Here is a 26,060-nt window from a genome sequence, read left to right as displayed (position 1 = left end):
AATCAGAATGAGTTTATTTCGTATGGGCATAAGGCCATTACACCATTTTGCGATTTCAGGTGATTAATCTTTTGCCACTTCATGTATTCGTCGCCCAGCATATCTTTCACGATTGACACTTTTATGTCTTCTATCTGTTTTTCCAATAAATCTTTGAAGAAATCGGTGGAATTAGATATGTCGGTTACATCATAATCAGTTAATTCGGCCAGCTCGGCAGCGATTGTTATTGCTTTGTCGAGACCGCCAAGTTCGTCTACCAAACCTCTCGCTTTGGCATCTTCTCCGGTCCATACACGTCCTTGCCCTATTTTGTCAATATCCTCTTTGCTCATGCCTCGGCCTTCGGCGCAGCGTGTAATGAACAAATCATATCCTTCTTCGATATAAGCCTGAACGATTGCTCTTTCGTTATCTGTCCATGGGCGCATGTTATTTCCCAGATCTGTAAACGTGTTGGTTTTTACTACGTCGGCTGTAACTCCCAGGTGTTTCATCAATCCGGTATAGTTGGAGAACATACCAAAGATACCAATTGATCCTGTCAATGTGTTTTTCTCAGCCACAATCTTATTAGCGGCACACGAAATGTAATATCCGCCGGAAGCTGCCATGTCTCCCATAGAAACAACGATTGGTTTCACTTTCTTCAGCTCAACGACTTCCCTCCAGATTTGTTCGGAAACATAGGCGCTTCCTCCTCCTGAATTTACGCGGAAAACTACGGCTTTTACATCTTCATCATTCTTTAGTTTGATTAGCTCGTCTACCATTTTTTCTGTTATCATGCTGCCACTGGTGGAGTAGGGAGAGGGAGCCTTGTACATGTCGATCGTACCTTCTGCATATAGAACGGCAACTTTGTCGTTCTTTCTTTTGCTTCCCTTGGTCTTGATATTTTTCATTTTATCAACGCCTACTGTTTTCAGCTTGTCTCCTGATTGTCCAGACAGTTCTTTGATATATTCTTCGGCTTCCGGTCTGTATTTCAGCTCATCTATAAAACTTAATTCTACCGCTTTTTCTGCCCCAGCCAGGCTGTAGCCTTTGTCTGCGAAATCGTTCACCTGCTGTGGCGTTACTCCCCGCGATTCGGCAATACCCTTAACCAGGTTGTTCCATATACCACCTACGTATGTCTGGATCTGCTCCCGGTTTTCATCGCTCAATTTGTCGAGCATGAACATTTCAACCGCTCCTTTGTATGTGCCTACGCGGAAAATTTCTGTTTCAACGCCTATTTTATTGCTAAGCCCTTTTACAAAAATGGTTTGAGAGCCCAGCCCATTGATCATCAATCCTCCTTTGGGATTCAAAAACACTTTGTCTGCCAGTGAGCATATATAATAGGAAGCTAATGAATAATGGTCTGCATAAGCTACCAAAAATTTGCCTGATTCTTTGAAGTCTTTCAGCTCGCGGTAGATGGCTTCGACTGAGGCGCTTCCTACTCCAAAAGATCCTGCGTCCAGGTAAATTCCCTTGATGTTGTCATTCTCTTTTGCCGAGCGAATCGCTTTCAACAAGGCATTCAGTGTTATAGCTTTGTCGCTTTGCCCCATTAATGAGTAGATAGGGTTTTCGTCGGCAATTTCCGTCACAGCTCCACTCAGCGACAACTTAAATACGGTGTTCTGCTTGGGAACAAATTCCGGCTGACTACTCATAGACGCCACCATTCCGATCATCACAAAGGAGCCGATAATAATTATAATACATACTGCTACAAACACTCCCAGTGTTGAAGCAAACATCATTTTGAAGAATTGTTTCATATCATTAGTTATTAGTTATAAGCCAAAGCTGAAGGTATATCCCACACAGTAGAAAATCCGGTTACCATAAGGTGAGTAATCATCTTGTGCCAGGTCGTATTGAAGCATGAGCGTCATAGGCCCCAGTTTTACTCCGGCACCAACCAAGCAAACGGGCACCATTCTTTCGTCTCTTGTCTTTACTCCTGTTCGCAGGTCTTTATCTGTTTGCCACATCCGATTTATCTCCGGCTGTACCATGATAACAGCATAAGGAATCGGATAAAACTTGCCATATACATTCATACCAAAGTAACTGTTAGTTTGTTTCCATTGGTCATTATTGTATTTTTCGCCGTAATAAGTATATGTAAACCCAGCTCCTGCATTGAAGTAATTCGAAAAATTGTAACCTACCTGAGGTGCAACATTTACTACTGTGTAATCACCGAATTGTAGCCCCAGACCTCCACTGAAAGTTAACCTGTTTAACTGGAACTGGGCACTTGCGCTTATTGTTAAGGCAGAAAATAAAAAGAAACAGATAATCCTTCTCATACGCACATTAAGTTATTAAAACTTTTAACACACAAACTTAATACAATATAATTAGAAATAGAAAAATGGAACTTGAAAAATTCTGTTTATCGTTTGCTCTTTTGGTAGAAAAGCGAAAGGCAATAACAAAAATTGGTTATAAATCATAAAATGAAACAAAAAAATATTTTTAAATCTTTATATTTGCAGCTCTTATTAGTGAAATATTATCAATGATTATTCTTAAAAATTTTATCTTATGAAAACGAACTTTTGGTTCTTACTTATTGCTGTATTAATCATCTCTTCTCAATCTTTTTCCGCCATTGGGCAGGAATATAAACCTTTTAGTAAGTTAGACGCCTCTCTCCGTTTTTCTACGATGGGACTTGGCTTGGAAGCGATTACTCCCTTGAGTCCTAATTTTAGAGCCCGGGCAGGTGTCGATTATTTAGGTTTCAATACAAGTCATTACAATATATCTTTGGAAGACAATGGAGGATATTTGAATAAGGCCTTTGGTTATACACCAGATTACAGGGCTAAATTTGGCCTCTCTATGTTTCATGGTCATTTATTAGTTGATTACCATCCTATGCCTACAGGTATTTTTTATATTACTGCAGGTGTATATGCCGGATCAAATAAAATAGATCTTGACGGTTTCCTGTCGAATCCGGAGAATGACAATATGGCTGTATTGTTACCCGGAATGGAGTGGCCCGAGTTGGATCTGGACGGACATAAAATAGATGTAACCAATGGATATGTTGAAGACCTGGAATTAAAACTGGGTGGTGCAATTAAACCATACCTGGGTTTTGGTTTAGGGAGAACATTCGGAAAGTCCAAGTTCGGCTATAAAGTGGAGTTAGGTGTACTGTATCAAGGCGATTACTCGGTAAAACAATCCGGTGTAAAGATAGATGAGGATTCCACAGGGCTGAATGATTTTGAAGATATAGACAAATACACCAAATGGTTAAAATGGTGGCCTATGGTGAACTTCCAATTAACGTATAATATCTTTTAATAGCAAAAAACAGACAAGGGCAACCTTTTTTGTATGAAAAGTTGAAAACCTAAAATGTCGGAAAAACATTTTGGTTTTCAACTTTTGCTTTTTATATGCTCTGCCAACAAGCAAATCTCGTCATCATTCAAACATACCTGATTATAAATCTCGCATAGCAATTCAGCGGTTGTTTTTTCATAATCTTTCTCCGAAGTTGTAATAAAGACCCCTCCGATGTCGGCTGCCCCCGGACTGGAAAGGAAATGCTCCTCGCCTTCAGCGAAATATTGCCGGGGTCGATGCTTCTTACGTGGGATAATGACAATAATCCAGCCGCCCTCCTGATAATAAGCGATAATATTCATCATAGGTTCTGTTTCCCCTTTAATTAATGGACTGCTTTGCAATCCGCTATATAGGAGATTAAATAACCTACTTGCTTCTTCTGGTCGGGTAGCTTTGATAATAAATCCGTTTCTCAGGTAACCATTAAAGGCATAAAGAGCTGCGTCTTCTGCTGTAACGATTGGCTGGTTTTGCTTCTGAAGTAATCCCCTCCATTCATTATCAATCGGCATATATCCGTGCGTGCAGGCTTGTAGATGGAGATGATCCGGCGCTGAGGCTCCACTTTGAGGACCGTTGTAAAAGACCGTATACGCAGGCAATTGGCAAGTAATCGCCAACAAGTTGGAGAAATAAGGTCTGATCTGTTGTAACTCATGCTCTCCGGATACGATAGTGAAATGCTCCGGAAAAATAGGGTAAGGGTTACATAGCAGAGAGAATTTATCATCTATCGGCAGGCTGATCTGCTCTGCCGGACGATTCTTTTCACATAAGAAACAAGGACGTTCACGTATGGAAGACGTATCCACTTTAGCACCCGAAGATACAATGCGCGTAGGATTGTATTGCACCTTGATTTGCGAATTTGCCAATGATATCTCCTTTATCCGGACACTACTACTCAATAACTGGTAATTAGTTTGAGCCAAAGGCCATAAGCGTATTTGTTCTTCAAAAAAGATTTCCGGCTTCATCGTTTGTTTGCTTTGATACGGGCTTCCAGTTCGCACGTTCTTAGTTTGTCTTTGTATTGATTATTTCTGTTTAGTTTTTCGATGTCTAGTGCGGCATCAGAATTTTCTTCCCATCGGCGACACAAGTATAATACATTATATATTCTTCCGATCCGGTATTCGCGGCTGATGCGTAAACCAATGGCATAATCTTCCCCATAGCTGGTATTTGGCATTTTTAGTTCCCTTAATAAGGGGCTGTAAAATGCCCTGGGAGCTCCCAGACCATTAATTCGCAAAGCATTATTAGGTCCATTCTCTGGCGTCCATTCTCTGTGATCAATAATTCCCGGAGGGATAGTACGCATGTTGAAGTCTGTCATTTGATAGGTGCCGATTACCATGGCACATTGCTCTTGGTGAAAGGTGTCTACGATTTTTTCAAGCGAATGTTCGTCACTATAAACATCATCACTATCCAGTTGTATCGCAAATTTGCCACATGCTGGGTGATGTACCCCTATATTCCAGCAGCCGCCAATTCCTAAATCTTCCCGTTCAGGAATGATGTGTAGGATTCGTTTGTCGGATGCCAAGCGGCGTATTTCCTCAGTGGTCCCATCAGTAGAATGATTGTCTATAATAATAAGATTAAATGGGAACGAGGTCTTTTGTGTCAGAACTGAACGTATCGCATCTGCAATGGTACGAATGCGATTGCGTACCGGAATAATAACAGAGGCCTCTGTTTGAAAAGGAATCCGGTTCAGGTCAATACTTTTAAAAGGTGCTTCTACGCATCCGCCTATTCTTTTCAGGTGCTCGGTGCAGGCTTTTTCCATTTCAATTTGTACTTCCCGGTTTTTCGGATCTACATAATCGAATTGTTTTTCTCCGGATTTACGTGTATCATTCTCTATCACCGTATAAAGATATTCATTAATGTGAACCGGTAGTTGTTGTTGAGATACTTTCAGACGTAAGTCATATAGTCCGGCAAAAGTATAATTCTCTGTCATGGACTGGACTGCCGTTTGCAAGGTCGTAGTCTTATATAATAAGAGGGAACCAAAGTCGAAATCATCCCGCAAACTCCCTCTCTGATAATCTATAAGCGGATGTGGAGTATGTTTACCTTCCTTCAGCTCGAAATGATCAGCATAAAACATTCCGGCAGAAGTATTGTCAGCAATGTTCAGCAGCCGCTCCAAGGCAAATAGTCCAATATTTAGTGCCTCTTGTTTTATATAAATCAACGAATAATCGGCAGTAGCCGTTGCAGCTATATTGCGAATACTTTCTGTACTCCATATCTGCTCCGTGTAAAGCATAATACAGCCAGGGATATTTTCTACATCAGGATTGTTTGTTATAAGGTATACATTATTAACTATATCTGATTTACTCAACTGATCTGCTGTTAGCCGGGTAGATTCAAACTGGGCATATGGAATGAAGCAATCGATGCGTTTCATGTTTTTATTGACAAAGATATAAATAAATATCTGTCAAAACCCGAAAAGTATCAATTTGTTAAATTGCTATATTTCAGATGGTTGACATTTTTATCGCGGAGAAATATGGAATTTAATGTAAAATATATGTAAAAAAAGTTGGTAGTTATAAATGATTTTATATCTTTGCATTGTATTCCTCTTTTAAGAGTGGAGAATATGAAGAAGTAAATAAGGATAAGTTTAGGGCAATTACATAAATTAACTAATTTTATTGCGAAAATACTTGCTTCGATTAATTAATTATAAAAAAAAAATTACCTTTGTGCTGTTGATTTGGTGTAAAAAGTAATTTCAAAGACTAATAAGTTCTCTTCATAAGAGAATATTGTGAGAGAAAGATAAGAATTAACCGTAAAAATGCTGAAAGGCGGGAGACCCCTTGTTTTGTGTCAGAACGGTGTATATAATTAAGACTAACAAGAAAGATAAGATGAGACGAATCTTCGTGTTTATTGTTGTTGTAACTGCAATATTACCCGTAATTAATAGTCAAACGGTTGCGGTGAAATCCAACTTACTGTACGATGTTACCAGTACGATCAACCTGGGTCTTGAGATAGGCTTAGCTCCTCAGTGGACGCTAGAGTTGCCTGTCAACTATAACCCATGGGATTTCCCGAAGGATCGCAAGCTGAAGCATTGGGGTGTGCAGCCTGAAGTCCGTTACTGGTTATGTGAAAAGTTCAATGGGCACTTCTTTGGTTTGCACGGACATGTAGCCGGCTATAATGTTGGAGGTCTGAAGATTTTTGGCCTGAACAATCACCGCTACGAGGGCAACCTGTACGGAGGCGGTATTTCTTACGGTTACCAGTGGATACTCAGTAAACGCTGGAGCATCGAGGCTACGGTTGGTGTGGGTTATACTTACCTGGATCACGCCAAATACCCTTGTGGAAAGTGTGAGAGTAAGATAGACGATTATACGAAGAACTACTTTGGCCCTACCAAAGCAGGAATCAGTATCATTTATATCATCAAATAAACCGTACCGAAAATGAAGAAGCTAATATATAGTATATGTGTAGGGGTTCTGTCCTTTGTATTTGTTACTCCCTCAGAAGCCCAAACCGAATCAGTGATCTTTGACGGGCAGATTCCGGTAAAGATCCAACGACTGAAACAAGTTGAAGACTCTGTTCAATTGGTAATGGACTTGGATTTGACAAACTTGAATCTAAATACACAACGTTATTTAGTACTAACGCCTAAATTAATCAATTCGCAAGGCCGTGAAGTAAAGTTGAAAAATCTGCTTGTCAATGGTCGTCAGCGTCAGAAGGCCTTTGAACGTGAAGTAACATTGAATGGCTGGGAGAAGCAAGTGAAAAACACCCATTATGCTATTATTCCATTAACATCTGAAAACCGTGGAATTCATCGCTACCGTCAGTCTGTAGCGTTTGAACCCTGGATGCGTGATGCGCGTATGGAAGTTGAAACGGACTTATGCGGCTGTGCAGGTTATGCTGAAGTATTAGCCTCAGACAAAGTAGCGAACCGTATTATCCTGGAAGGAGCAAAAGAGTACCGTACGCTTCCTAATGTAGCTTATATCCGCCCGGAGGTAGAACAAGTGAAGGCCAGAAACGAGTCGAGCGATATCTTCCTTGATTTCCCTGTAGCCAGAACAGAGATCAACCCCAGCTTTGGTAACAACCCCAGGGAGTTGGCGAAGATAGAACAGATCATCAACGAAATCCGTACGGATAAGAACCTGACCGTAACAGGAGTGTTAATCACCGGTTACGCTTCGCCGGAAGGTGATGTAAATTTCAACAACCAGTTGTCAAGAGGCAGAGCCGAAGCCCTCCGAAACTATTTGTCAATGAGAGCGGGTATCCCTTCGCACCTGTACCAGATCGGTTATGGTGGTGAGGATTGGGATGGCCTGGCCAGATTGGTACAACAGTCTTATATCGAGCCCAAGGGTACGATCCTGTCGATCATCAACTACTACAACCCGGTTGAGAGAAAGAACCGTTTGAAAGCCTTGAATGGCGGTAGAACTTATCAGCAGTTGTTACACACGCTGTATCCTCAGTTAAGACGTGTAGTATCCCGGATCGATTACAATGCCAGGAACTTCAATGTAGAGGAAGCCAAGCAGGTAATCAAGACCCACCCGAAGCAATTGAGCCTGAACGAAATGTTTATGGTGGCGAACACTTATCCGGAGGGTAGCAAAGAGTTCATGGAGGTATTCGATACGGCAGTAAAGGTCTTTCCGGATGATCCTGTGGCAAACCTGAATGCAGCAGCTTCAGCCTTGTTGACGAAAGACCTGACAAGAGCTGAACGTTACCTTCAACGTGCAGAGCGTAACACTGCCGAATATTACAACAACCTGGGCTTGTTGGAAATGATGAGAGGTAACACCGCCAGGGCAAAGAGCTTGTTCCAGAGAGCATCGGAAGACAATGTAGATGCCGCCTTAAAGAATCTGGAAGAACTAAGACGAAAAGAAGAGGCTGACAAGCAGCTTAAAAATTAACATAAACATAAATTTACAAAAGACTAACAAGAAAGATAAAAGAGACTATACAAAAAAAAGATAAGATTACAATCCAAATTTATTTATTACTAATTACTAAAATGTTTTATTAATTAATTCAAGTGAAAATGAAAAAGACGTTTAAATTTTTTATGATGGCTGCCATCGTAGCAGCAGGATTTACGGCTTGTTCCAGTGAAGAAGGGACTCCTAACGAAACTGTAGGTGGAGGACAAGAATTGCCATCTACGTATGCTACATTCAAATTTGATGATAGTGGTAATAAGCAATCTAAAGCATTGACATCGGATGCAAATGAGTCAAAATTAGTTAACTCATTCCGTGTGATTATCTTTGGAGGAAATGTTGATCCTACATCCACACCACAAGTTGATGAGTCAACTACAACTGCTGATCCACTAACTGTTTACCTGGAAACATCAGGTCTCAAGAAGATTTTTGTTGTAGCTAACGATGTGGCAGCTAATTTAAAACCAAAAGGATCATTGACGTACGCTGATTTAAGTGGCATTATTGACGTTGGTACTACTTTGGCTAATTTGACAAAAGTAAAAACAAATGCAAATCCAAGTGTTTTTGTGATGTCAAATGCATTTGCTAATTGTGATTACACATTGGCTTCTGGTATTTCAGAAGAAGATTCTAAACTGGCATCGTCTGAAAACAATATCGTTATAGATGTTAAAAGACTTATCGCTAAGTTGAGACTTGCTTTGGCTGGTACTACGTATGGTACTACTTCTGACGGAAAAGGTGGAATTTCTGATGTATCTTACAGAATGTGGAATGTAAATAGCGGAGTTTTCCCTATTGAAGAAACATTTGCTCCTTATGGTGGCACAGCTGACTTTGATAAATATGGTGACAGAGTTGGAATTGGTTCTACTGGTACAGATTTTATTACAGTAACGGCTGAAACTGCTGCTCCTGCAGAAGGCGGAGGTGGCTATTATTATGTTACTGAAAACAAACGTACTTTACGTTCTGAATACCTGAATGGTAATACAACGTATGCCGCTGTAAAAGCAATTTTTACTCCGAAAGCTACTTATTATTATGGAGCCGCAACTCAATTTACTAATGTAGGTAATAAATTCACGATAGAAGTACCTACTATGGATGCGGTTAAAGGTGCTGACTTCTGGAAGCTCGATTCTATTCCTGCTGGTTTCTCAGGACTTGTCATCGGCGCTGTATATGCCAATCCTACTACTGTAAAGCAAATTACACATCATTTTGAAAATGATGGCCTGTCTACTCTTGTTACAGATGTCTCAACAGTAGTAGAATCAGATGTTGAAAAATACTTTACAAAATATGTAGGTGGTGTATCTTGGTATCGTCTGAATATTGGTAGCGGTGATTTTGATAAATCTACAGAAACTGAATCACATCCTAACTATACTTATGGTATTGAGCGTAACTCTTATTATTGGGCTCAAATCGAAGGGTTCTCTGGTTTAGGAGCTGCAACAGAAGAAGATCTGGAAGGTGACCCGAAAGAACCGGTTGAATATGGTCCTACTTATTTGACGGTATCTGTTAAAGTACTTCCATGGGAATATAAAGGAGCTGGTGTTATCCTTTAACTAAATACTTTAAGAAGAAGGGGAATATCTTTCCCCTCTTCTTTCTCGCATCTTAATTAAGAATTTTTTAATAGTATATATATGAGACCGATAAATTTTTTCAAAATATTAATAGCCATTTCTATATTATCTGTATGTATTTCCTTCCAGGGGTGTATAAACGATGATTTATCGGTATGTGGAGTGAATTTGCAATTTACATATACAAGAAATCTGGATGGAGTGGATAAATTTTCCGAATCCGTAGAGCGAGTAGATGTATTTGTTTTTGATTCAGAAGGTGTATATCAGGATGTATATTCTCATGAGAATATTGGATCGATAAAGAGTATGAATATAAACTTAAGTCCAGGTATTTATAGCTTTGTAGTTTGGGGTAATTTATGTGATGATTATACGTTGTCTCAATTTGTAAGAGGAGAGACCCGAATGAATGATGCTATATTGAAATTAACTCGTGTAAGTGATACAATCACTACACATCCGGGACATTTATTTCATGGAGCAATCTTCAATGAAGCAGTTTTACCTGCAGACCAAAATAACCAGACGTTAACGATTGACATGATAAAAGATACGAAATCCATTACAGTAACAGCTGTTGGTCTACCGGTTGATCCTACTAAGGCATCGACAGATATATTTGCTTGTTCAATAACATCTGTAAATGGAGATTATAAATTTGATAATACGATAACTGGATACGACCGGTTACATTATATACCTTATGCATCAGTAAATGCAGATAAGGAACTTATCTCTGATTTCATAACTATGCGTGAGTTGAATGATGGATCAACTGATTCACGATTGATTCTTCGTCATAATAATTCTACTACAGGAGAAATAAAAGACTTGTTTAACCAGAGTTTGGTAGAATTACTTCTCCCTGCATCGGTAAGGGGAGATTTGGACATAGAGGATACTTTTAATATCATACTAGAATTTGATTATGTCGTAGGAACTGTAACTGTAACTGTTAACGGTTGGACATCAGGTTCTACATCTGGAATTTTATAAAAAGATATGTCACATGAATACTGAAAAGATAATACGATTATTACTTGTGTTGATTGGCTGTATAGGGATTCTGTCTTGTACTTCGGAAGAAGAACGATTAAATCCGCCTATCACCGAAGAGAACATTCCGTTGCAAATCCCTCTTACGAAAAGTGTAAATGGGGAAAACAATGAAGAGGAACGGGTAGAAACTGTTCGTATGATCATAATAAAGGATGGTCGTGTGACGAATAATATAAAAAAGGTTGATTTGACGGTGGATTCTACGTCCGTTATTATTCAAGACTCAGTACCTGTAGGAACAGTAGAATACTTTTTGATTGCGAATGAAAAGGAGTCATGGAATTTTGATGCACTTACACCTAAGACCCTTGTTTCATCCTCATTGATCAAAAGCAAAGTTCTTAATTTTGACAGATATCCGGTTGTACATAAAGATACTGCAATTCCAATGTTTGCTCATTATGAACAATTGCAGATAAAAAGTGATTCTAAAGCCTATTATTATGGGGCAGATGTGTCTGCAAGTTTAGGGAATCTAACCCGTCTTTATGTGAAGGTGTCTTTGAAACTGAGTTGTGTTTTTAGTAATTTACAAAATAGCGGTGAAGCTATTTATTTGAAGAGTATTTTAGTTAAAAGCATGCCGAAAGAATCCTATTTGGCACCGGATTTTTATCTCAAAAATACAGATGCTGATTTTTTTGATGGAGATACAACAGATGTAATAAAGAATAGTAACTATGCATTAACAAGTACAGGTTTTTCAGGTGACTTCTTATTTTATATACCGGAGCACATTGTTTCAGAAGTATCACGTCGTTCATATATATCTGCAAAAGTAGCCTTGTTGAATGATCCTACAATTGAACAGGAATATCAAATTATTTTAGGTGATAGTATTACTCGTAATGATAATGAATATATGCAAAAATACGCAGGAATTAAAGGCCTGCGTGTATATCGCAATACTCATTATGGTATTACTGCCTCTATTGAGAGTTTTAATCAAAGTTCTAGTTCAGACTTAACTATTGTAGGAAAGATTATAGATTGGAATGCGACTTTAACAGATGAAACAGAGCCTCAGGAGTATAGTTTAACCGTATCTCAGAGTGCGATCAGCATACCTTTGAAAACATATACCCCTACGAATACTTATGAAGGAAGTATATCTGTTACAACTGATTATTCAGGTGGATGGAATGTTAAAGAAAGTTCTACTGGTGTGGATACAAGTATTGCTGGCAATACCTTAAAATATATAATTAAAGGAGGAAGTTCTCCTTGGGAAATAAAGGTGGGCGCCGGAAAACTTACAAAGACGATAAAGATAACAGCTCAATAAATGCATGGTCAGCAGTTAATATGGGAACAAAAAGAAATAGCATGATGAAAAAGTGGAATATATATATAATAGCTTTATTATTGCTGGGCTCCTCCTGCACAGACGAGTCTGCTATAGAACTGTCTAACGGGAGAGGGGATAGTTCAGAGTTAACATTAACACTGAAATTCCCCCAGGCGTCTGATATGACAAAAGCGTCTACTATTACACCAGAGGATGAAAATCGTGTTGACAGGTTGGATATTCTTGTTTTTAAGAAAGCTTCATCCGGTACTTACTTGGATGATGTCCTGGCATACAGGATGCAGGTGTCCGGTTCAGCCATTTCTTCTTCAACCAGTCCTCTTCCTAATGGGGTAGTCGGTGATACAAAAACCGTTCAGGTGAAGGTGCAGAGCATGCAGGAAAATCAACGCTTTATCCTGTTGGCCAATTTACCCGATGGAACATTAAATGTGGCAGACACGGCTGGAGCGGCTATTGGTTCGACTACATTGGGCACTATAGTAAATAAGTTAAGTTATAGCGGAGCTTCTTGGCAGAAAGATCACTTATCCTCAGTAGCTCCTGCTTTTCCAATGTGGGGACAAATGGCAGATGTCAATGGCTCTGGTTCTGATTATGTGCAATTTTATCAGGGTAATGGTCCATCTTCGATTACTATAAATATGATTCGTGCAGTGGCAAGAATTGAAGTAGGTGTGGATATAAATGGTCTGGGAGACCCGGCTTTGGGTTTTGGTAATATATTTGAAATAGACAGCGTATATTTGTGTAATACCCGTACACGAGGGACAATACCTCCTCATAATGATTATTTGTCAACAACAGCCGGTGTACGTGCAATCGAGATAATGACCCCCAATCCGGTAGTATCGAATGATACAACTATTGGTTATAAATTTGAAAAGAATGAAGGTGTATCCATGGTTAGGACGATATATGCCTTGGAGTCAGATACATTGGATTCTCCTGCAAATAATAAGCCTGCTTTTTTGGTTATAAAAGCCACATATTATGACAAACCGTATTATTATCGTGTAGACTTTGTGAAAGACGGGAAGTACCTTCCTTTATTGAGAAATCATAGTTATACGGTCAATATAGTAGGAGTCAAAACAACAGGTTATGATGAGTTAGTTGATGCATTGGATTCACGTGCTACATTGAATAATCCTTCGTTGCTGTTTGATGCTGGGGAATTAGATCTTAATGAATCTATTACTAATGAACAGTATTACCTGGCCTATTCGGCAGAAAAAATAATGATTGACTGGAATGAACAGATAAGAATTCCGGTGAAAACTAATTATCCAGGTGGTTGGACTGCTACAGGAGACGCTACAGGTTCAGCAGGAGTAAATACTAAGGATTATGCAACTACAACAACATTAACGCCCAATAAAACAGGTCGCCCAATTACTCATACTGTAACAATTTCAGCCGGTACGCTAAAGAAGGACATCACAGTTGTTCAAAGTCCTGGTTCCAATAGCTACATCTTACATTCGGGTGAAACAATATATATCCCATTGGCTTCGGCAGATATAGATGGGACAACTAGGTCTACATTAATAAGACGCCTGTCTCATTATTGGAGTAACGGAGATGATATAAAATATCGTTTTTCAATTACAGATGGCACCATTATAGAGGTGAGTGGGGTCGGAGCAATAACTGATGGAGGAAACAAATATATTTATGCACATGACAGTGATGATAATATTATCTGGGGGTGGCATATATGGGCTGTTCCGGCAGGAATAGACTTTGAAAACCCAACGTATCAACGACATAATAATGGATTTATATTTATGGATCGTAATTTAGGGGCTTATGCTAATAATGCTACCATCACTTACTACGGGAATTATTACCAATGGGGTCGTAAGGATTTGATCTCATATGACTTAGCGACTAATGATATATTCTTGAAGAAAACTGTGTCGTACAGTAATAATTTAGATACAGCAATATGCAATCCAATAACTTTCTATACAAGTACTTCATATCCTTATGATTGGATTGGAACGGATGCGCAAAGCCAGAATAATAACTTGTGGGTAGCTGCGAATGGAGAAAAGGGAGTATATGACCCCTGTCCGTTCGGTTGGCGTGTACCTGTGGTTAAAGATACCGGTAGCGGTTCGCCATGGCATGGATTTACAACAAACAGCCGGAATGGAGCCGTATACCCCTTAAGCGGATATTTAGACGGGTTTAGCGGAGCCCGATACGATGCATCTAACAAGGGGGCTGTCTGGAGTGCTTCTGCAAAAGGTATGGAGGCTTATATGTTTGAATTTTCGACAACTTCAGCCTCAATAAAGTCAGCCATTCGTGCCAATGGATTACCTGTCCGCTGCGTGAAAGACATTCCGTAAATATCGAAGGATTTAGGAAAAAGATAAGAAAGAATAGGAATTTAAACGATATTACAAATCATGAAAAAGTTAATTCAAACCAAAATAATACTTTTACTTATTACATTTGTTTGCGCTGTTACACAAGTCGGGGCAAAAAATGTATATGTTTCCGAGACTGGTTCAGGTAACGGAACAACTCCTTCATCTCCGGTGAATCTTACCCAATTTATGGCAATATTTAAAGCTCATACAGCTTCTGATGGCACAACATTTAATGCTTATTTTGCACCCGGAACATATAGTCTTACAGAGCAATTGACTTTATCAAGTGGACAAGGGGGCGTCTTATTTGTCTTTGATAAAACGCCAGGTACTACTGGTGATGTCACATTTATCACGGCACTTAAATCTTCAACTAATGCTATCGGTATTTTCAAATCTTCGACTACAGATAAAGGCTGTAATATCACTTTCCGGAATATTATTTTTGACGGATTTGTAGGAGATAGGAGTAATAGTTACAGGGTTGTAAGTGTTGTAGATAATGGCAACGTAGTGACGTTTGATAATGTAACTATAAAAAGATGCAATATTATATCTGCAACTGCTCGTGATATGTTTTATCTGTCAGCCAGTTCATCGGGTTATCATGTTTTTATATCTGAGATAAACATTTATAATAGTAGTATTATTGATAATAACAGAGGAGCAGGATCAGGAGGAAACATATTGAATGTAAGAAATGGGAATGCGAGAATATATAATAATACGTTTTCAGGGAATACAGCAAGCGAAGTTGTTGAAATAACTTATAATACCATTACTAATGATAATAATCGTTTGTCTCGTGGATATGTTGCTTTTGTAAACAATACAGTTTATAATTCAGGTGCTGCTTATATTGCAAACACTTATGCTAGAGGACTTTTTGTAAATAATATTTTTGCAGGTAATTCAACGTTTAATTCTGCTAATAGCATGGCAAGTTATTGTACCAATAATATCATAGGTACTTCTTTTTATGCTACTGGGGTTAGCAGTGGAAGTGCTATCTCTGATTTTACTCTTTATTTCCATACTAATCTTTCAACTGAGCTTGCTGCAGGAAGTCAGCATCATGCAATAACAAGTTTGAGTACATCAAATCACCCTATTATAGGCAAAGGTGAAAACATAGATGTTGTAGGCTCGAAAGTATGGGATACAGAAGGATTTGCAAACCTGACAAATGACCAATTAGGAAATGTTAGACCACAAAACAGATCGATAGGTTCAATAGATGTGAATGGTTTTAAGGTAATGGATGGTGATATACGGGTGTATTATAACTCCGGGAATAAAGCACCTGCTATTAATGTACCATTAGATACTATATTTAAGTTAAGTAATTATGTCCTAAACTATCCAGCCGGCCTTAATGCAAATAATACAACTTTTGAAATTATAAGTCCTAGCAATGGTGTATTATCCAATGGTAGCATAGCTCCTCTTACAGGTAATACTATCACATTTACTCCTGGAGGAGATTACAGCCAGGAAAGTACTTTTACTTTCAAAGTTTCCGGAACCGATGGTAATCGTTCACATGAAGAAACTGCCACGGTACGTATAAGGATTATTGATTTGAATATTACAAATATCGGTGATTTGCCCGGATACGAAGGAGCCTTAGATGTACAGTGTAAAATAGATATGAAGCAGGTTGATTTTAATCCGCGATATAAATTTATAACCGGGGCATTTAATAATGACCTTATAACCGGCGATGCTTATGATAATATTACTTTATCAAATACAGACCACCTTGGTCAGGTGTATGATTATCATGTTCCTCTGGTTGGAGATTTGAATGGTGATGGAAGACCTGAAATTGTAGCATTAGGTCAAAACACAAATAGTGGTAATATTAATTATGCAGTAACTGTAAATGCTATACATATCTTTAACGGACAAACAGGGGAAAGATTATTGACATATACAGGTAGTAATGTTCCGAGTTTTGCACCATATGGTGACGGTTATCATGGTAGTCCGGGATGTATGGCTTTGGTAGACTCTGACAGAGATGGAAAAGTTGAAGTAATACTGGCAGTAGGGGCTACATCGTCTACATCTACCAGTAAAAGATTATTTTCCTATGTAATATCTGAAAATAATGGTACTTGGAGTATGGCCCCCAATCCGAAATGGACATCTAATCCTAGCTATTCTACGAATAATACAAGTAGTACTGATCTTTCAACTCCGGTAATTCAAATTGTTGATTTCGATGGGGATGGCAAAGCTGAAATATTAGCCTACAATAAAATATTTGATGCGGAAACAGGTGCCTTATTGCTTACATATGAAACCTTAAATGAAGAACCGGCAACTGCAGGATCAGCTTATGTTGGACGTGATTTTAAAGGAAGAGAGTCGTGGAATAGAGATGATAAAGGTAACTCGAAAATTGGTTTCGCATCCGTGTACGATATTGATAGAGATGGAAAATATGAAATTTGTGCTGGTGCAAAGGTTTATTACAATCTTAATTTATCTACGGGAACATATAGTGTTCTTAATATAATGGATAAACTTCCGGCTACCGAAAAAGCATGGTTGGCTGGTAACGGTACATTAACCGGTACGGGAGCTGTACGTGCTTTTACAGATGCCAGAACGGCTATTGCCGATATTGATGGAGATGGTATACCCGAAATTGTTGCTTCCTATTATGTAGAGTCAAATTTTGCTTCAGACACAAGGACAAATGTGGATGGGGAACATAAACATGGTTCTGCTAACAAACTAAGAATTGTCGCCTGGAATGCCCACTTGAACAAGAGCGCTCCTGCCAGTTCGGAAGTAACATTAAAAGCTATTCTGAATATTCCGTTATCAAACTATGGGACGAGCGGAACCTATTCTTATATGTATATTGCGGATGTTGATGGAAGAGAGCAAAATGGGAAAAAACTACCGGAAATATCCATGTTAGGCCCGATGTTTTATTGTTATTTATATGGTAATTCATGGACAAGTTATCCTATACATCCTAACGTGGCAGATAAAATGGCCACTTCTTATCCAAGAACAGGAGGTCCGACAGACGCTAACAGGGCAAAAGGTTCACTTATCTCATTTACTTGGGATAATACGCCAGGTATATCCGTATTCGACCGTTTAAAAGTTTCCTTTATGATGGAGCATTCTGATGTGTCTGTAAATACAGGTATCTCTCTATTTGACTTTGATAATGACGGGATAAATGAAATTTGTTACAGGGATGAAAAAAGATTACGTATCATAAGACCAATCCAGCCGTTTGTGTCTTTAAATGATGACACAGGGGTAACTTTATTTGAGAAGAATGTCGAATCAAATACAGGATTTGAATACCCTGTTATTGTAGACTTGGATGGGGACTATTCTGTAGATATGTTGGTTTCCGGAGCAGAGAGTAATTCAACCCGCGATTTCCTGTATGCAGTTCAGGGGGCAAACGTTGATTTAGCTCCGGCTCGTACGGTTTGGAATCAATTTATGTACTCACCAATGAAGATTGACGAAAACTTGCAGGTTCCATTATCATTCCCACCACATCCATTATCGCCCGGCGCAGCCTTCTATCAGGATGCGAATGATGAATATGAAACCCCGATCTATAATATGAATATCGGACAGGTTCCGTACTATTCTATCTTTGATAAAGACGGAAAATCTATTTATAAGCCTTTGGTTAAGACACCGGATGCTATTATTAAGAACCCGAAATTCAATGGTAATAATTATATTGAATTTATACTTTCCAATGCAGGAGAAGCAGCCATGAATGCGAATACTCCTATCAAAGCATATGAAGGTGAAACAGCTTCAGCAAGTAACATATATGGTAGTATTATCCTAGGTAGACCTCTCTATCCTGGTGAAAGTACAACAATTCGTATTCCGTTAAAAAACACTTCTGATGTTTCAAAAACATTCCTAATTCGAGTAGCTGATGATAGTTTTGAAGGTTTGAAAGGTGATGTTTGGAGAACAGAACAATCCAGTTTTAAAGACTGTGATTGGAATACGAATGAAGATATTTTGTCTGCATTTTACTTGAAGGATGATTATTACACATTGTTGACACACGAAACATCGCTGTTAGATATTTTGGGTAATGATATACTTACTGTTTTTGAGCCAAGTATACCTACATTGGATCAATTCACAATAACAAAGGTTTCCGGCGATGCAGTTCATGCGATAGTGAACAATAGGCTTCGGGTAACTACTTCAGGAATGGGGGGATTGAGTCATTTTACATACTCCATTACTCATTTGTCAACTACGCTAACGGGTGATGTGTACGTGTATACAGTTGAACTGGAGTCGCCTAATACGCTTCTTTGTGACGGACAGCCATACACCCTTAAGGCATTAGCGAAACCTGCGGGTACGACATTCCAGTATTTCGGGAGTAACAATGTCATAATTGACGGGGCAACAGAAGTACAATTTACGGCTAGTAAAAATACGCCGCAGGTGTCATACTATGTTAAACCTATTTTTAATAATGTGCCAGGTCATCAGGCATTATCTGATTACTTCCCAAGAAAGAAAGTAGAGTTTAAGGTAGCTGACGTGATAACGGCTTTCAGTATGAAATGGACAGGAGCCGTGGATACGGATTGGCATAATCCGGGCAACTGGGTTGAAGTGTCTATGTCTACCGGCCAGCAGTACCCTGTATCTTATATTCCTTCTGCTTGCGTAAATGTAATCATCCCTTCAGGACTGGCTAAATATCCAATCCTAACTAAAGAGGCGGCATGTTACGATATTACGATGGAAGACCGTGCCATGATAGCCGGTATCCATTACCTGTCATATGAGAATGCTTCTGTAGAACTCAAACTGACTTCTTCTGAGAAAGACAGGTTTGTGATGTGGTCGGCTCCGTTAAAGTCGATGTATTCGGGAGATTATCATTATAAGAACACGGCTGGTACTACTCCTCAATGGGGAGATGTGTATATGAACCTGTTCCAGTATGATCATCCTTCCGGAACTACGGCAGCAACGAACAGCTTTACTGCTACTTTCGGTGACCTGGATGAATCATTGCAGCTAGGAAAGGCTTTCAATCTGAAGGTAACATCAACCAGCAACAATAAGGATAAAACATTCAAGTTTCCGCAAACAGCTACGCAATATGTAACAACGCATACAACTCCAAACAAAACATATAATACGCCCAGAAACGGCAACGGTAGCAAATTCATTGTAGATAAAACACAGGCATTGAATGGTACCCGTACGTTCTTGATGGATGTCTTGAATGACGTTGCAGGTAGTGACTTGGTTCAGATAGTGAATCCGTACATGGCTTATCTGGATGTTGTAACCTTCTTGAATAATAACACCAGTTCATTATCTCCGACTTTTTATGGCATCTGGGACGGAAAGTTCAGTAGTAGCTTTGAACAGATTGGTACTGTAGGTGATCCTGATCACAGGTATATAATAAAAACAAATGAGCCATTGGCTAACTATTCCAGCATGCCAGGCTTAATACCTCCGTTACAGTCATTCTTTGTGCAAAAGAAAAGCGGTACTACAACAAAGATCAACAGTGTGTATATGTCGCCGGACTGGACAACTACTAACGGAGAAACTCCTTACACCTTGCGGGGTGATGCTGCAGAGACAAATGTACTTCGTATAAAGGCAAGTCAGAATGGTAATACCAGTTATGCCGTGTTACATTACAATGAAAGCACAGTACCTGCCTTCAATGCCAAAGAAGATATGTTTAAAATCTTCTATGATGAAATACCAGTGGAGGTGTATTCTCTTGCTCCTACCAGGGAAGCTTTGGCTATCAATTCAAGTAATGACTTCCAGAGCACAGCTACTAAGTTGGGGCTTCGGGTGAAGGATGCGGGGCAGGTTACGTTTTATTTCTCTGGTATGGAAACCTTTGGGTATAATGTGTATCTGATTGACCATGCGCTGAATAATAAACAGGTTGATATCAAGGCGAATCCATCGTATACTTTCACGGTAACGAAGGCGTCGGCTAGCGATAAGGTGATTGAACTGAATGACCGCTTTAGCCTGAGTGCAACTTATACGGGTATCGGAGTTGGTAATGAAGATGTGTCGGCAGACGGTTTGAAGGTGTCTGCACAGAATGGGTACATCTACGTACAGGCTCCTTCGGCTATCAGTAGCTTGCAAGTGTATAATGTAGCCGGTGCATTGGTTTATAACAGTAACTCTAAGCAAACTTATTACCGCATTCCTGCTGATGAGTATTCTACTTACATCGTAAAAGCAAAAGTTGGTGATGAGTATCTGGTAGAAAAAGTATTTGTCAAATAATGAAAACAGAGATTGAAAGCTGAATTATTTTCAGCTTTCAATCTTCCATACATTTGTGTGGGACTATTCAATATGAATTATAGATTTGCCATAAAAGAACCATTGTCATTACGATTATATTCGCCTGTGTATCAAATTGGATTTAAATATCATATCTTGAAAGAAGACACTTTATGGTCGGCTCTCAGTAAGGATTATAACCATTTGTTATTCTTTTTGGAGGGTAAAGCCAACATTAATTGTAATGAATTTATAAACCAGAACATTTGTGAGTCTGAATTTGTGCTGGTTCCTATTTCGGCAGATTTTAAATGCAGGGTTTTGACGCAGTGCCGGGTGGTAGAGTTCAGTTTTGAAAACCTCTTCGATATAGACGACAACGAGTACGTGCAGAAGTTGCTGAAGCTGACAGACCGCGTCTCACATAGCTTTGCCCCCTTGTCTTTCCGTGAGCCCATGGGTAAATTCTTCGACCATTTGTTGTGTTATATCCTTCAACTGGTAGAAAAACCAATCCTGAATGAAATCAAACATAAAGAACTACAAATCCTTCTTCAGGCCTTATTCTCGGTAGAAGAGTTGGTATCTCTCCTGCATCCGGTGATTGGTAAAACATCAAGCTTCCGTAATCAGGTATTGCGGAATTACCGACAAATAAGTAAGATAGACGAATTGTCTGATATACTTGGCAGCGAGAAAAGATCTTTTAGCCGGAAGTTTAAGGAAGAGTTTAACCAGTCGCCTTATCAGTGGTTATTAAATCAAAAAGCAAAGCATGTTCGTTTCAGTCTAGCTGATGCCGAGAAGTCTCTTGAAGATATACGGAAGGAGCATGGCTTTAAGTTTGCCGGACATTTCACACGCTTCTGTAAAGAGCAATTTGATACTACGCCGATGAAACTCCGGCGCCAGCTAACATACAGTAAGTAGTTTTCCGAAATATCTCCCTATCCTTTTAGAAAAACATAGCTGAAAATTGTTGGCCGATAATTATCGGTTAATTGGCTGACGGCCGTCGGCCAACTGACTGACAATTATCAGCCAATTGGTTGATGGCTATCGGCCAACAAAAACATTGGCAGAAAGATGGCAGTTGCATGCTACCTAAATCCTATTTATTTGTACACTTTCTTTCTTTTACAGCAGAAAAAACTAACTTTGTGCCTGTGAATTGATAAGTAAGAAGTCAATGTATATTGATCTGGACAAAAAGGAAATACTAAAACATATTTCATCAAAACCCTTTCAGGCTATATCGGAAGCAGCAGAAGAGTTGAAGCTCGATGCGTATGTTATCGGCGGTTATGTACGGGATATCTATTTAGGGCGTGAGTCGAAGGATATAGATATTGTGGCAGTAGGTAGCGGGATCGAATTGGCTAAGGCTGTAGCCAAGAAGTTGGGTAGATCAACCTCCGTATCTGTTTTCAAGAATTTCGGAACGGCGCAGGTTAAGAATGCCGACCTGGAAATAGAATTTGTAGGCGCCCGCCGGGAATCATACCGGGCAGATAGCCGCAAACCTATCGTGGAAGATGGTACGCTTGAAGATGACCAAAACCGGCGCGATTTCACCATTAATGCCTTGGCTTTCTGTCTCAATAAAGACCGCTTTGGAGAATTGGTAGATCCGTTTGATGGGCTTCAGGATATGGAAAACCTAACGATCCGTACACCGCTTGACCCGGATATTACCTTCAGCGATGATCCGCTGAGGATGATGCGAGCCATTCGCTTTGCCAGCCAACTGGGCTTCTTTATCGATCCGGATACCTTTGATGCCATAGAGCGTAATAAAGAACGCATACATATTATATCGAAAGAACGCGTAGCCGACGAGCTGAATAAAATAATCCTTTCTCCTAAACCCTCCATCGGATTTGAGTTATTGGACAAGTCGGGACTCTTGGCGATCATTTTTCCGGAGTTGAGTGCTTTGAAAGGAGCGGAGACAAAGGAAGGTATCGGCCATAAGGATAATCTGACCCATACGCTGATGGTGCTTGACCGCCTGAGCAGGCATACCGACAATCTGTGGCTGCGCTGGAGTGCGCTGTTGCACGATATAGGCAAGCCGGCTACCAAGCGCTGGGATAATCGCCTGGGGTGGACTTTCCACAATCACAACTACGTAGGAGAGAAGATGCTTCCGGGTATTTTCCGGCGGATGAAGCTCCCTATGAATGAGAAAATGAAGTATGTGCAGAAGATGGTAAATCTGCATATGCGGCCCATCAACCTGGTGGACGAAGATGTGACCGATTCGGCTGTCCGCCGCTTGTTGTTTGATGCCGGAGATGACATTGACGACCTGATGCTACTATGCGAGGCCGATATAACAAGCAAGAACCCCGATAAGGTACGACGCTTCCTGAATAACTTCCGCCTGGTGCGGGACAAACTGGCTTTTATTGAAGAGAAAGACCGGGTGCGTAACTTTCAGCCGCCTGTCTCGGGAGAGGAGATCATGCAAACGTTCGGATTGCCTCCTTCCCCTCCGGTAGGTGCCCTTAAAGAGGCCATAAAGAATGCGATTCTGGATGGCAAAATCCCCAACGAATATGAAGCAGCCAAAGCCTTTATGATGCAACGCGCAAAAGAAATGGGGCTGATTAACGATTAATCATTGATTCAACCGTTCTACTGTTTTAACTCCTTTTACGGCTTTGATTTTTCCTACCAGCTGAGCCAGGGCGTTGGTGCTTTTTACGAGGACAGAGAAGTGTCCTCTGAAGAAGGCATCTACGGTATCGATATTCAGCGAGCGGAGTGTTACACCTGCCTCTTTACTAATTACAGACGTGATGTTTGTTACGATTGTGATGTCATCCCGGCCTATTATGCGGAGGTTGACAATGTCGCCTGCACCTTCTTTGCCGCTCCAGCGGGCATCAATCATCCGATATCCGAAACGTTCACGCATTTGCTGTTCATTCGGGCAACTTTTACGATGTATCTTGATACCGTTTGTGGACACAAAACCGAAAATCTCATCCCCGAAGATGGGGTTGCAGCACTTAGCCAGTTTGTATTCTATCCCGGTCAGGTCTTTATCGATTACCAGCACATCCTGTTTGCGGGATATTTCCTCCATTTCGGTGGTCGTAACAAACTCTTCGGCGCTACGTATTTCCGTGTGATGCACCGTTAGCTCTTTTTCCTTTTGTTCGGTGTCCAGGTATTCTTCAATAACCGAATTGGGATCCAGATGCTCTTCGGCAAGGTCAAGGTAGAAATCGGTAACTGTTTTGTAGCCTTTCTTTTTGATGTAACGCAGGAATACCCCTTCATCCATCTCTATCTTGCGATTTTTGAAGCGGCGCTGCAACATTTCTTTGGCGAAGTCGGCACTCTTGGCAGCTTCTTCGCGCAAGGCTTGTTTGATCTTTATGCGGGCTTTAGACGTGGCGGCAAACGAAAGCCAGTCTCTCTTGGGTGATTGGGCAGGAGAGGTAACTACCGATACCGTATCTCCATTATGGAGTACCTGACGGATCGGCACATTTTTGTCGTTCACCTTTCCGGATACACATTTGCTACCCAGATCGGTATGAATGGCAAAGGCAAAGTCGAGCACCGTAGCCCCAACCGGTAGCTTCAGTAATTCCCCTTTGGGTGTGAAGACATAGATCTCGTCCTTGTAAAGATCCATTTTAAAGTTCTTCATCAGATCCATCGGGTCTAGGTCTGTTGATTCCAATGCCATCCGGACATTCGTCAGAAACTCGTCCAGTCCCATCTCTTCCTTTACCCCTTTGTACTTCCAGTGGGCAGCCAGTCCGCTCTCGGCAATTTCATCCATCCGCCGGGTACGTATCTGCACTTCCACCCATCGGTTTTGCGGGCCCAATACGGTGGCATGTAGACTCTCATAACCATTGTTCTTGGGGATGGATATCCAGTCTTTCATCCGCTTGGGATTGGGCTGGTACATGGCGGTTACGATGGAGTAGACCTGCCAGCAGTCTGCCCGTTCCTTTTCCTTTGTGGCGTTGGGCATATCCAGTATGATGCGGATAGCAAACAAGTCGTATACATCTTCAAAGTCAATCTTTTGCTTCTTCAGCTTATTGTTGATGGAATGTATCGATTTAGTTCTTCCTTTAATGTCAAAGTTGAAACCGACCTCTTCCAGCTTCTTTTGAACCGGAGCGATAAATTCGGCAATATAAGCATCACGGGAACGCTTGGTTTCATTCAGCTTTTTCTTGATAAAGGCAAACTGTTTCGGATCGAGGTATTTTAATGACAAATCTTCCAGTTCGCCTTTGATCTTATAAAAGCCCAGACGATGCGCCAATGGAGCATATAGGTAAGACACCTCCGTAGCCAGGCGTATGCGATCATTGTCACTAGTGAGCTGCTTGCCGATACGCATCATGTAAAGTCTGTCGGCTATCATTAATAGAATAACCCGTACGTCTTCGGCAAATGAGAATAAGAGACGATGGAAGTTCTCCGAATTGACGGCTGTGTTGCGGGCATACAGATCTGATGTTTTGAGCAGTCTTGAGATAATCAGGGCTACATCCTTGTCGAATTGCTTTTCAACCTCTTCCAGTTTTACGATCTTTTTAAACACAGGGCGATAGAGGAGGAGGGCGATAACCGGCGCTCTGCGCAAACCAATTTCCGAAGCAGCAATCAATGCCGTTTCAATATTACGCAGCAGTCCGTTGATACCGTTTTTGTCTCTTCCGTAACAATCCTGGACAACTACCTGTTGCATCAGTTCACGCATCTTGTGAATATCCTCTTTTTCAAGGAACTGATAAAGACAACCTAATAACTCTTTATATCTTGAGCGAAATAAAACTTTCTCTTCAGGTGTAAAAAATGATAATTCAGTCATAACACTCTAAACTTAATAACCTACTTCTTATTACGACTATCTCTTGAAGATGTTGTAAAAGTACCTTTTTTTATTTTAATATGTTCAGGATTCGGCTCTATTTTTATACATTTGCCATAAACATACGAATTGTGAAAAAGGATAAGGCGAATATGATAATAACAAAAAGCTCCA

Annotated in this window: 15 protein-coding genes; 10 read left to right on the top strand and 5 right to left on the bottom strand. The window is 40.2% G+C overall.

Annotation, left to right across the window (positions count from 1 at the left end; translation table 11 throughout):
- Positions 1–2: 2 nt before the first annotated feature.
- Both sppA and M2470_RS14040 read right to left on the bottom strand, forming a co-directional pair.
- Positions 3–1,775 (bottom strand): signal peptide peptidase SppA, encoded by a 1,773-nt coding sequence (gene sppA / locus M2470_RS14045; protein WP_280745635.1) that lies wholly within the window; start codon positions 1,773–1,775, stop codon positions 3–5.
- Between the two features lie 15 nt (positions 1,776–1,790).
- Positions 1,791–2,312 carry a hypothetical protein gene (locus tag M2470_RS14040; RefSeq protein ID WP_280745634.1) on the bottom strand — a complete coding sequence of 174 codons (522 nt, stop codon included), beginning with the start codon at positions 2,310–2,312 and terminating at the stop codon, positions 1,791–1,793.
- Between the two features lie 238 nt (positions 2,313–2,550).
- Between M2470_RS14040 and M2470_RS14035 the strand changes: the two genes are divergently transcribed.
- Complete coding sequence (locus M2470_RS14035; RefSeq protein WP_280745633.1) at positions 2,551–3,324, top strand: hypothetical protein; 774 nt, start codon at positions 2,551–2,553, stop codon at positions 3,322–3,324.
- Between the two features lie 77 nt (positions 3,325–3,401).
- Here the strand turns inward: M2470_RS14035 and M2470_RS14030 are convergent, their stop codons facing one another.
- Positions 3,402–4,349 carry a DUF4922 domain-containing protein gene (locus M2470_RS14030; protein WP_280745632.1) on the bottom strand — a complete coding sequence of 316 codons (948 nt, stop codon included), beginning with the start codon at positions 4,347–4,349 and terminating at the stop codon, positions 3,402–3,404.
- Entirely contained in the window at positions 4,346–5,803 is a 1,458-nt protein-coding gene (locus M2470_RS14025) for a glycosyltransferase family A protein (RefSeq protein ID WP_280745631.1), read from the bottom strand. Before M2470_RS14025 ends, M2470_RS14030 begins: the two co-directional genes overlap by 4 nt.
- A gap of 472 nt (positions 5,804–6,275) precedes the next feature.
- Between M2470_RS14025 and M2470_RS14020 the strand changes: the two genes are divergently transcribed.
- The 9 genes from M2470_RS14020 to M2470_RS13980 all read left to right on the top strand — a co-directional run bounded on the left by M2470_RS14020 (position 6,276) and on the right by M2470_RS13980 (position 23,657).
- Positions 6,276–6,830 carry a DUF3575 domain-containing protein gene (locus M2470_RS14020; protein ID WP_280745630.1) on the top strand — a complete coding sequence of 185 codons (555 nt, stop codon included), beginning with the start codon at positions 6,276–6,278 and terminating at the stop codon, positions 6,828–6,830.
- Between the two features lie 12 nt (positions 6,831–6,842).
- A complete protein-coding gene (locus M2470_RS14015; RefSeq protein WP_280745629.1) occupies positions 6,843–8,339 on the top strand; it encodes a DUF3868 domain-containing protein in 1,497 nt (498 codons plus the stop codon).
- Positions 8,340–8,467: 128 nt separating this feature from the next.
- Positions 8,468–9,949, top strand: coding sequence for an Mfa1 family fimbria major subunit (locus tag M2470_RS14010; RefSeq protein WP_280745628.1), 1,482 nt, complete (start codon positions 8,468–8,470; stop codon positions 9,947–9,949).
- A gap of 81 nt (positions 9,950–10,030) precedes the next feature.
- Positions 10,031–10,969: a FimB/Mfa2 family fimbrial subunit gene (locus M2470_RS14005; protein WP_280745627.1), complete on the top strand. Its 939-nt coding sequence runs from the start codon at positions 10,031–10,033 to the stop codon at positions 10,967–10,969.
- Between the two features lie 13 nt (positions 10,970–10,982).
- Positions 10,983–12,317 carry a hypothetical protein gene (locus tag M2470_RS14000; protein ID WP_280745626.1) on the top strand — a complete coding sequence of 445 codons (1,335 nt, stop codon included), beginning with the start codon at positions 10,983–10,985 and terminating at the stop codon, positions 12,315–12,317.
- A 41-nt stretch (positions 12,318–12,358) separates the two neighbouring features.
- Positions 12,359–14,701 carry a hypothetical protein gene (locus M2470_RS13995; RefSeq protein WP_280745625.1) on the top strand — a complete coding sequence of 781 codons (2,343 nt, stop codon included), beginning with the start codon at positions 12,359–12,361 and terminating at the stop codon, positions 14,699–14,701.
- 60 nt (positions 14,702–14,761) lie between these two features.
- Positions 14,762–21,034 (top strand): hypothetical protein, encoded by a 6,273-nt coding sequence (locus M2470_RS13990; protein WP_280745624.1) that lies wholly within the window; start codon positions 14,762–14,764, stop codon positions 21,032–21,034.
- 156 nt (positions 21,035–21,190) lie between these two features.
- A complete protein-coding gene (locus M2470_RS13985; protein WP_280745623.1) occupies positions 21,191–21,964 on the top strand; it encodes an AraC family transcriptional regulator in 774 nt (257 codons plus the stop codon).
- Between the two features lie 259 nt (positions 21,965–22,223).
- Entirely contained in the window at positions 22,224–23,657 is a 1,434-nt protein-coding gene (locus tag M2470_RS13980) for an HD domain-containing protein (protein ID WP_280745622.1), read from the top strand.
- Here M2470_RS13980 and M2470_RS13975 read toward each other — a convergent pair whose 3' ends face one another.
- Positions 23,658–25,886, bottom strand: coding sequence for a TGS domain-containing protein (locus tag M2470_RS13975; RefSeq protein WP_280745621.1), 2,229 nt, complete (start codon positions 25,884–25,886; stop codon positions 23,658–23,660).
- Positions 25,887–26,060: the final 174 nt, after the last annotated feature.

Source organism: Parabacteroides sp. PH5-46 (genome assembly GCF_029892785.1).
In the GTDB taxonomy this organism is placed as follows: Bacteria; Bacteroidota; Bacteroidia; order Bacteroidales; family Tannerellaceae; genus DFXE01.
The sequence above is the reverse complement of the archived record's forward strand: the minus strand, read 5'-3'. Positions and strand labels throughout refer to the sequence as shown.

What these genes read in the sequence shown, in the direction of transcription:
- sppA (WP_280745635.1), bottom strand. Translation starts at nt 1,775, where the DNA reads ATGAAACAATTCTTCAAAATGATGTTTGCTTCAACACTGGGAGTGTTT.
- M2470_RS14040 (WP_280745634.1), bottom strand. Translation starts at nt 2,312, where the DNA reads ATGAGAAGGATTATCTGTTTCTTTTTATTTTCTGCCTTAACAATAAGC.
- M2470_RS14035 (WP_280745633.1), top strand. Translation starts at nt 2,551, where the DNA reads ATGAAAACGAACTTTTGGTTCTTACTTATTGCTGTATTAATCATCTCT.
- M2470_RS14030 (WP_280745632.1), bottom strand. Translation starts at nt 4,349, where the DNA reads ATGAAGCCGGAAATCTTTTTTGAAGAACAAATACGCTTATGGCCTTTG.
- M2470_RS14025 (WP_280745631.1), bottom strand. Translation starts at nt 5,803, where the DNA reads ATGAAACGCATCGATTGCTTCATTCCATATGCCCAGTTTGAATCTACC.
- M2470_RS14020 (WP_280745630.1), top strand. Translation starts at nt 6,276, where the DNA reads ATGAGACGAATCTTCGTGTTTATTGTTGTTGTAACTGCAATATTACCC.
- M2470_RS14015 (WP_280745629.1), top strand. Translation starts at nt 6,843, where the DNA reads ATGAAGAAGCTAATATATAGTATATGTGTAGGGGTTCTGTCCTTTGTA.
- M2470_RS14010 (WP_280745628.1), top strand. Translation starts at nt 8,468, where the DNA reads ATGAAAAAGACGTTTAAATTTTTTATGATGGCTGCCATCGTAGCAGCA.
- M2470_RS14005 (WP_280745627.1), top strand. Translation starts at nt 10,031, where the DNA reads ATGAGACCGATAAATTTTTTCAAAATATTAATAGCCATTTCTATATTA.
- M2470_RS14000 (WP_280745626.1), top strand. Translation starts at nt 10,983, where the DNA reads ATGAATACTGAAAAGATAATACGATTATTACTTGTGTTGATTGGCTGT.
- M2470_RS13995 (WP_280745625.1), top strand. Translation starts at nt 12,359, where the DNA reads ATGATGAAAAAGTGGAATATATATATAATAGCTTTATTATTGCTGGGC.
- M2470_RS13990 (WP_280745624.1), top strand. Translation starts at nt 14,762, where the DNA reads ATGAAAAAGTTAATTCAAACCAAAATAATACTTTTACTTATTACATTT.
- M2470_RS13980 (WP_280745622.1), top strand. Translation starts at nt 22,224, where the DNA reads ATGTATATTGATCTGGACAAAAAGGAAATACTAAAACATATTTCATCA.
- M2470_RS13975 (WP_280745621.1), bottom strand. Translation starts at nt 25,886, where the DNA reads ATGACTGAATTATCATTTTTTACACCTGAAGAGAAAGTTTTATTTCGC.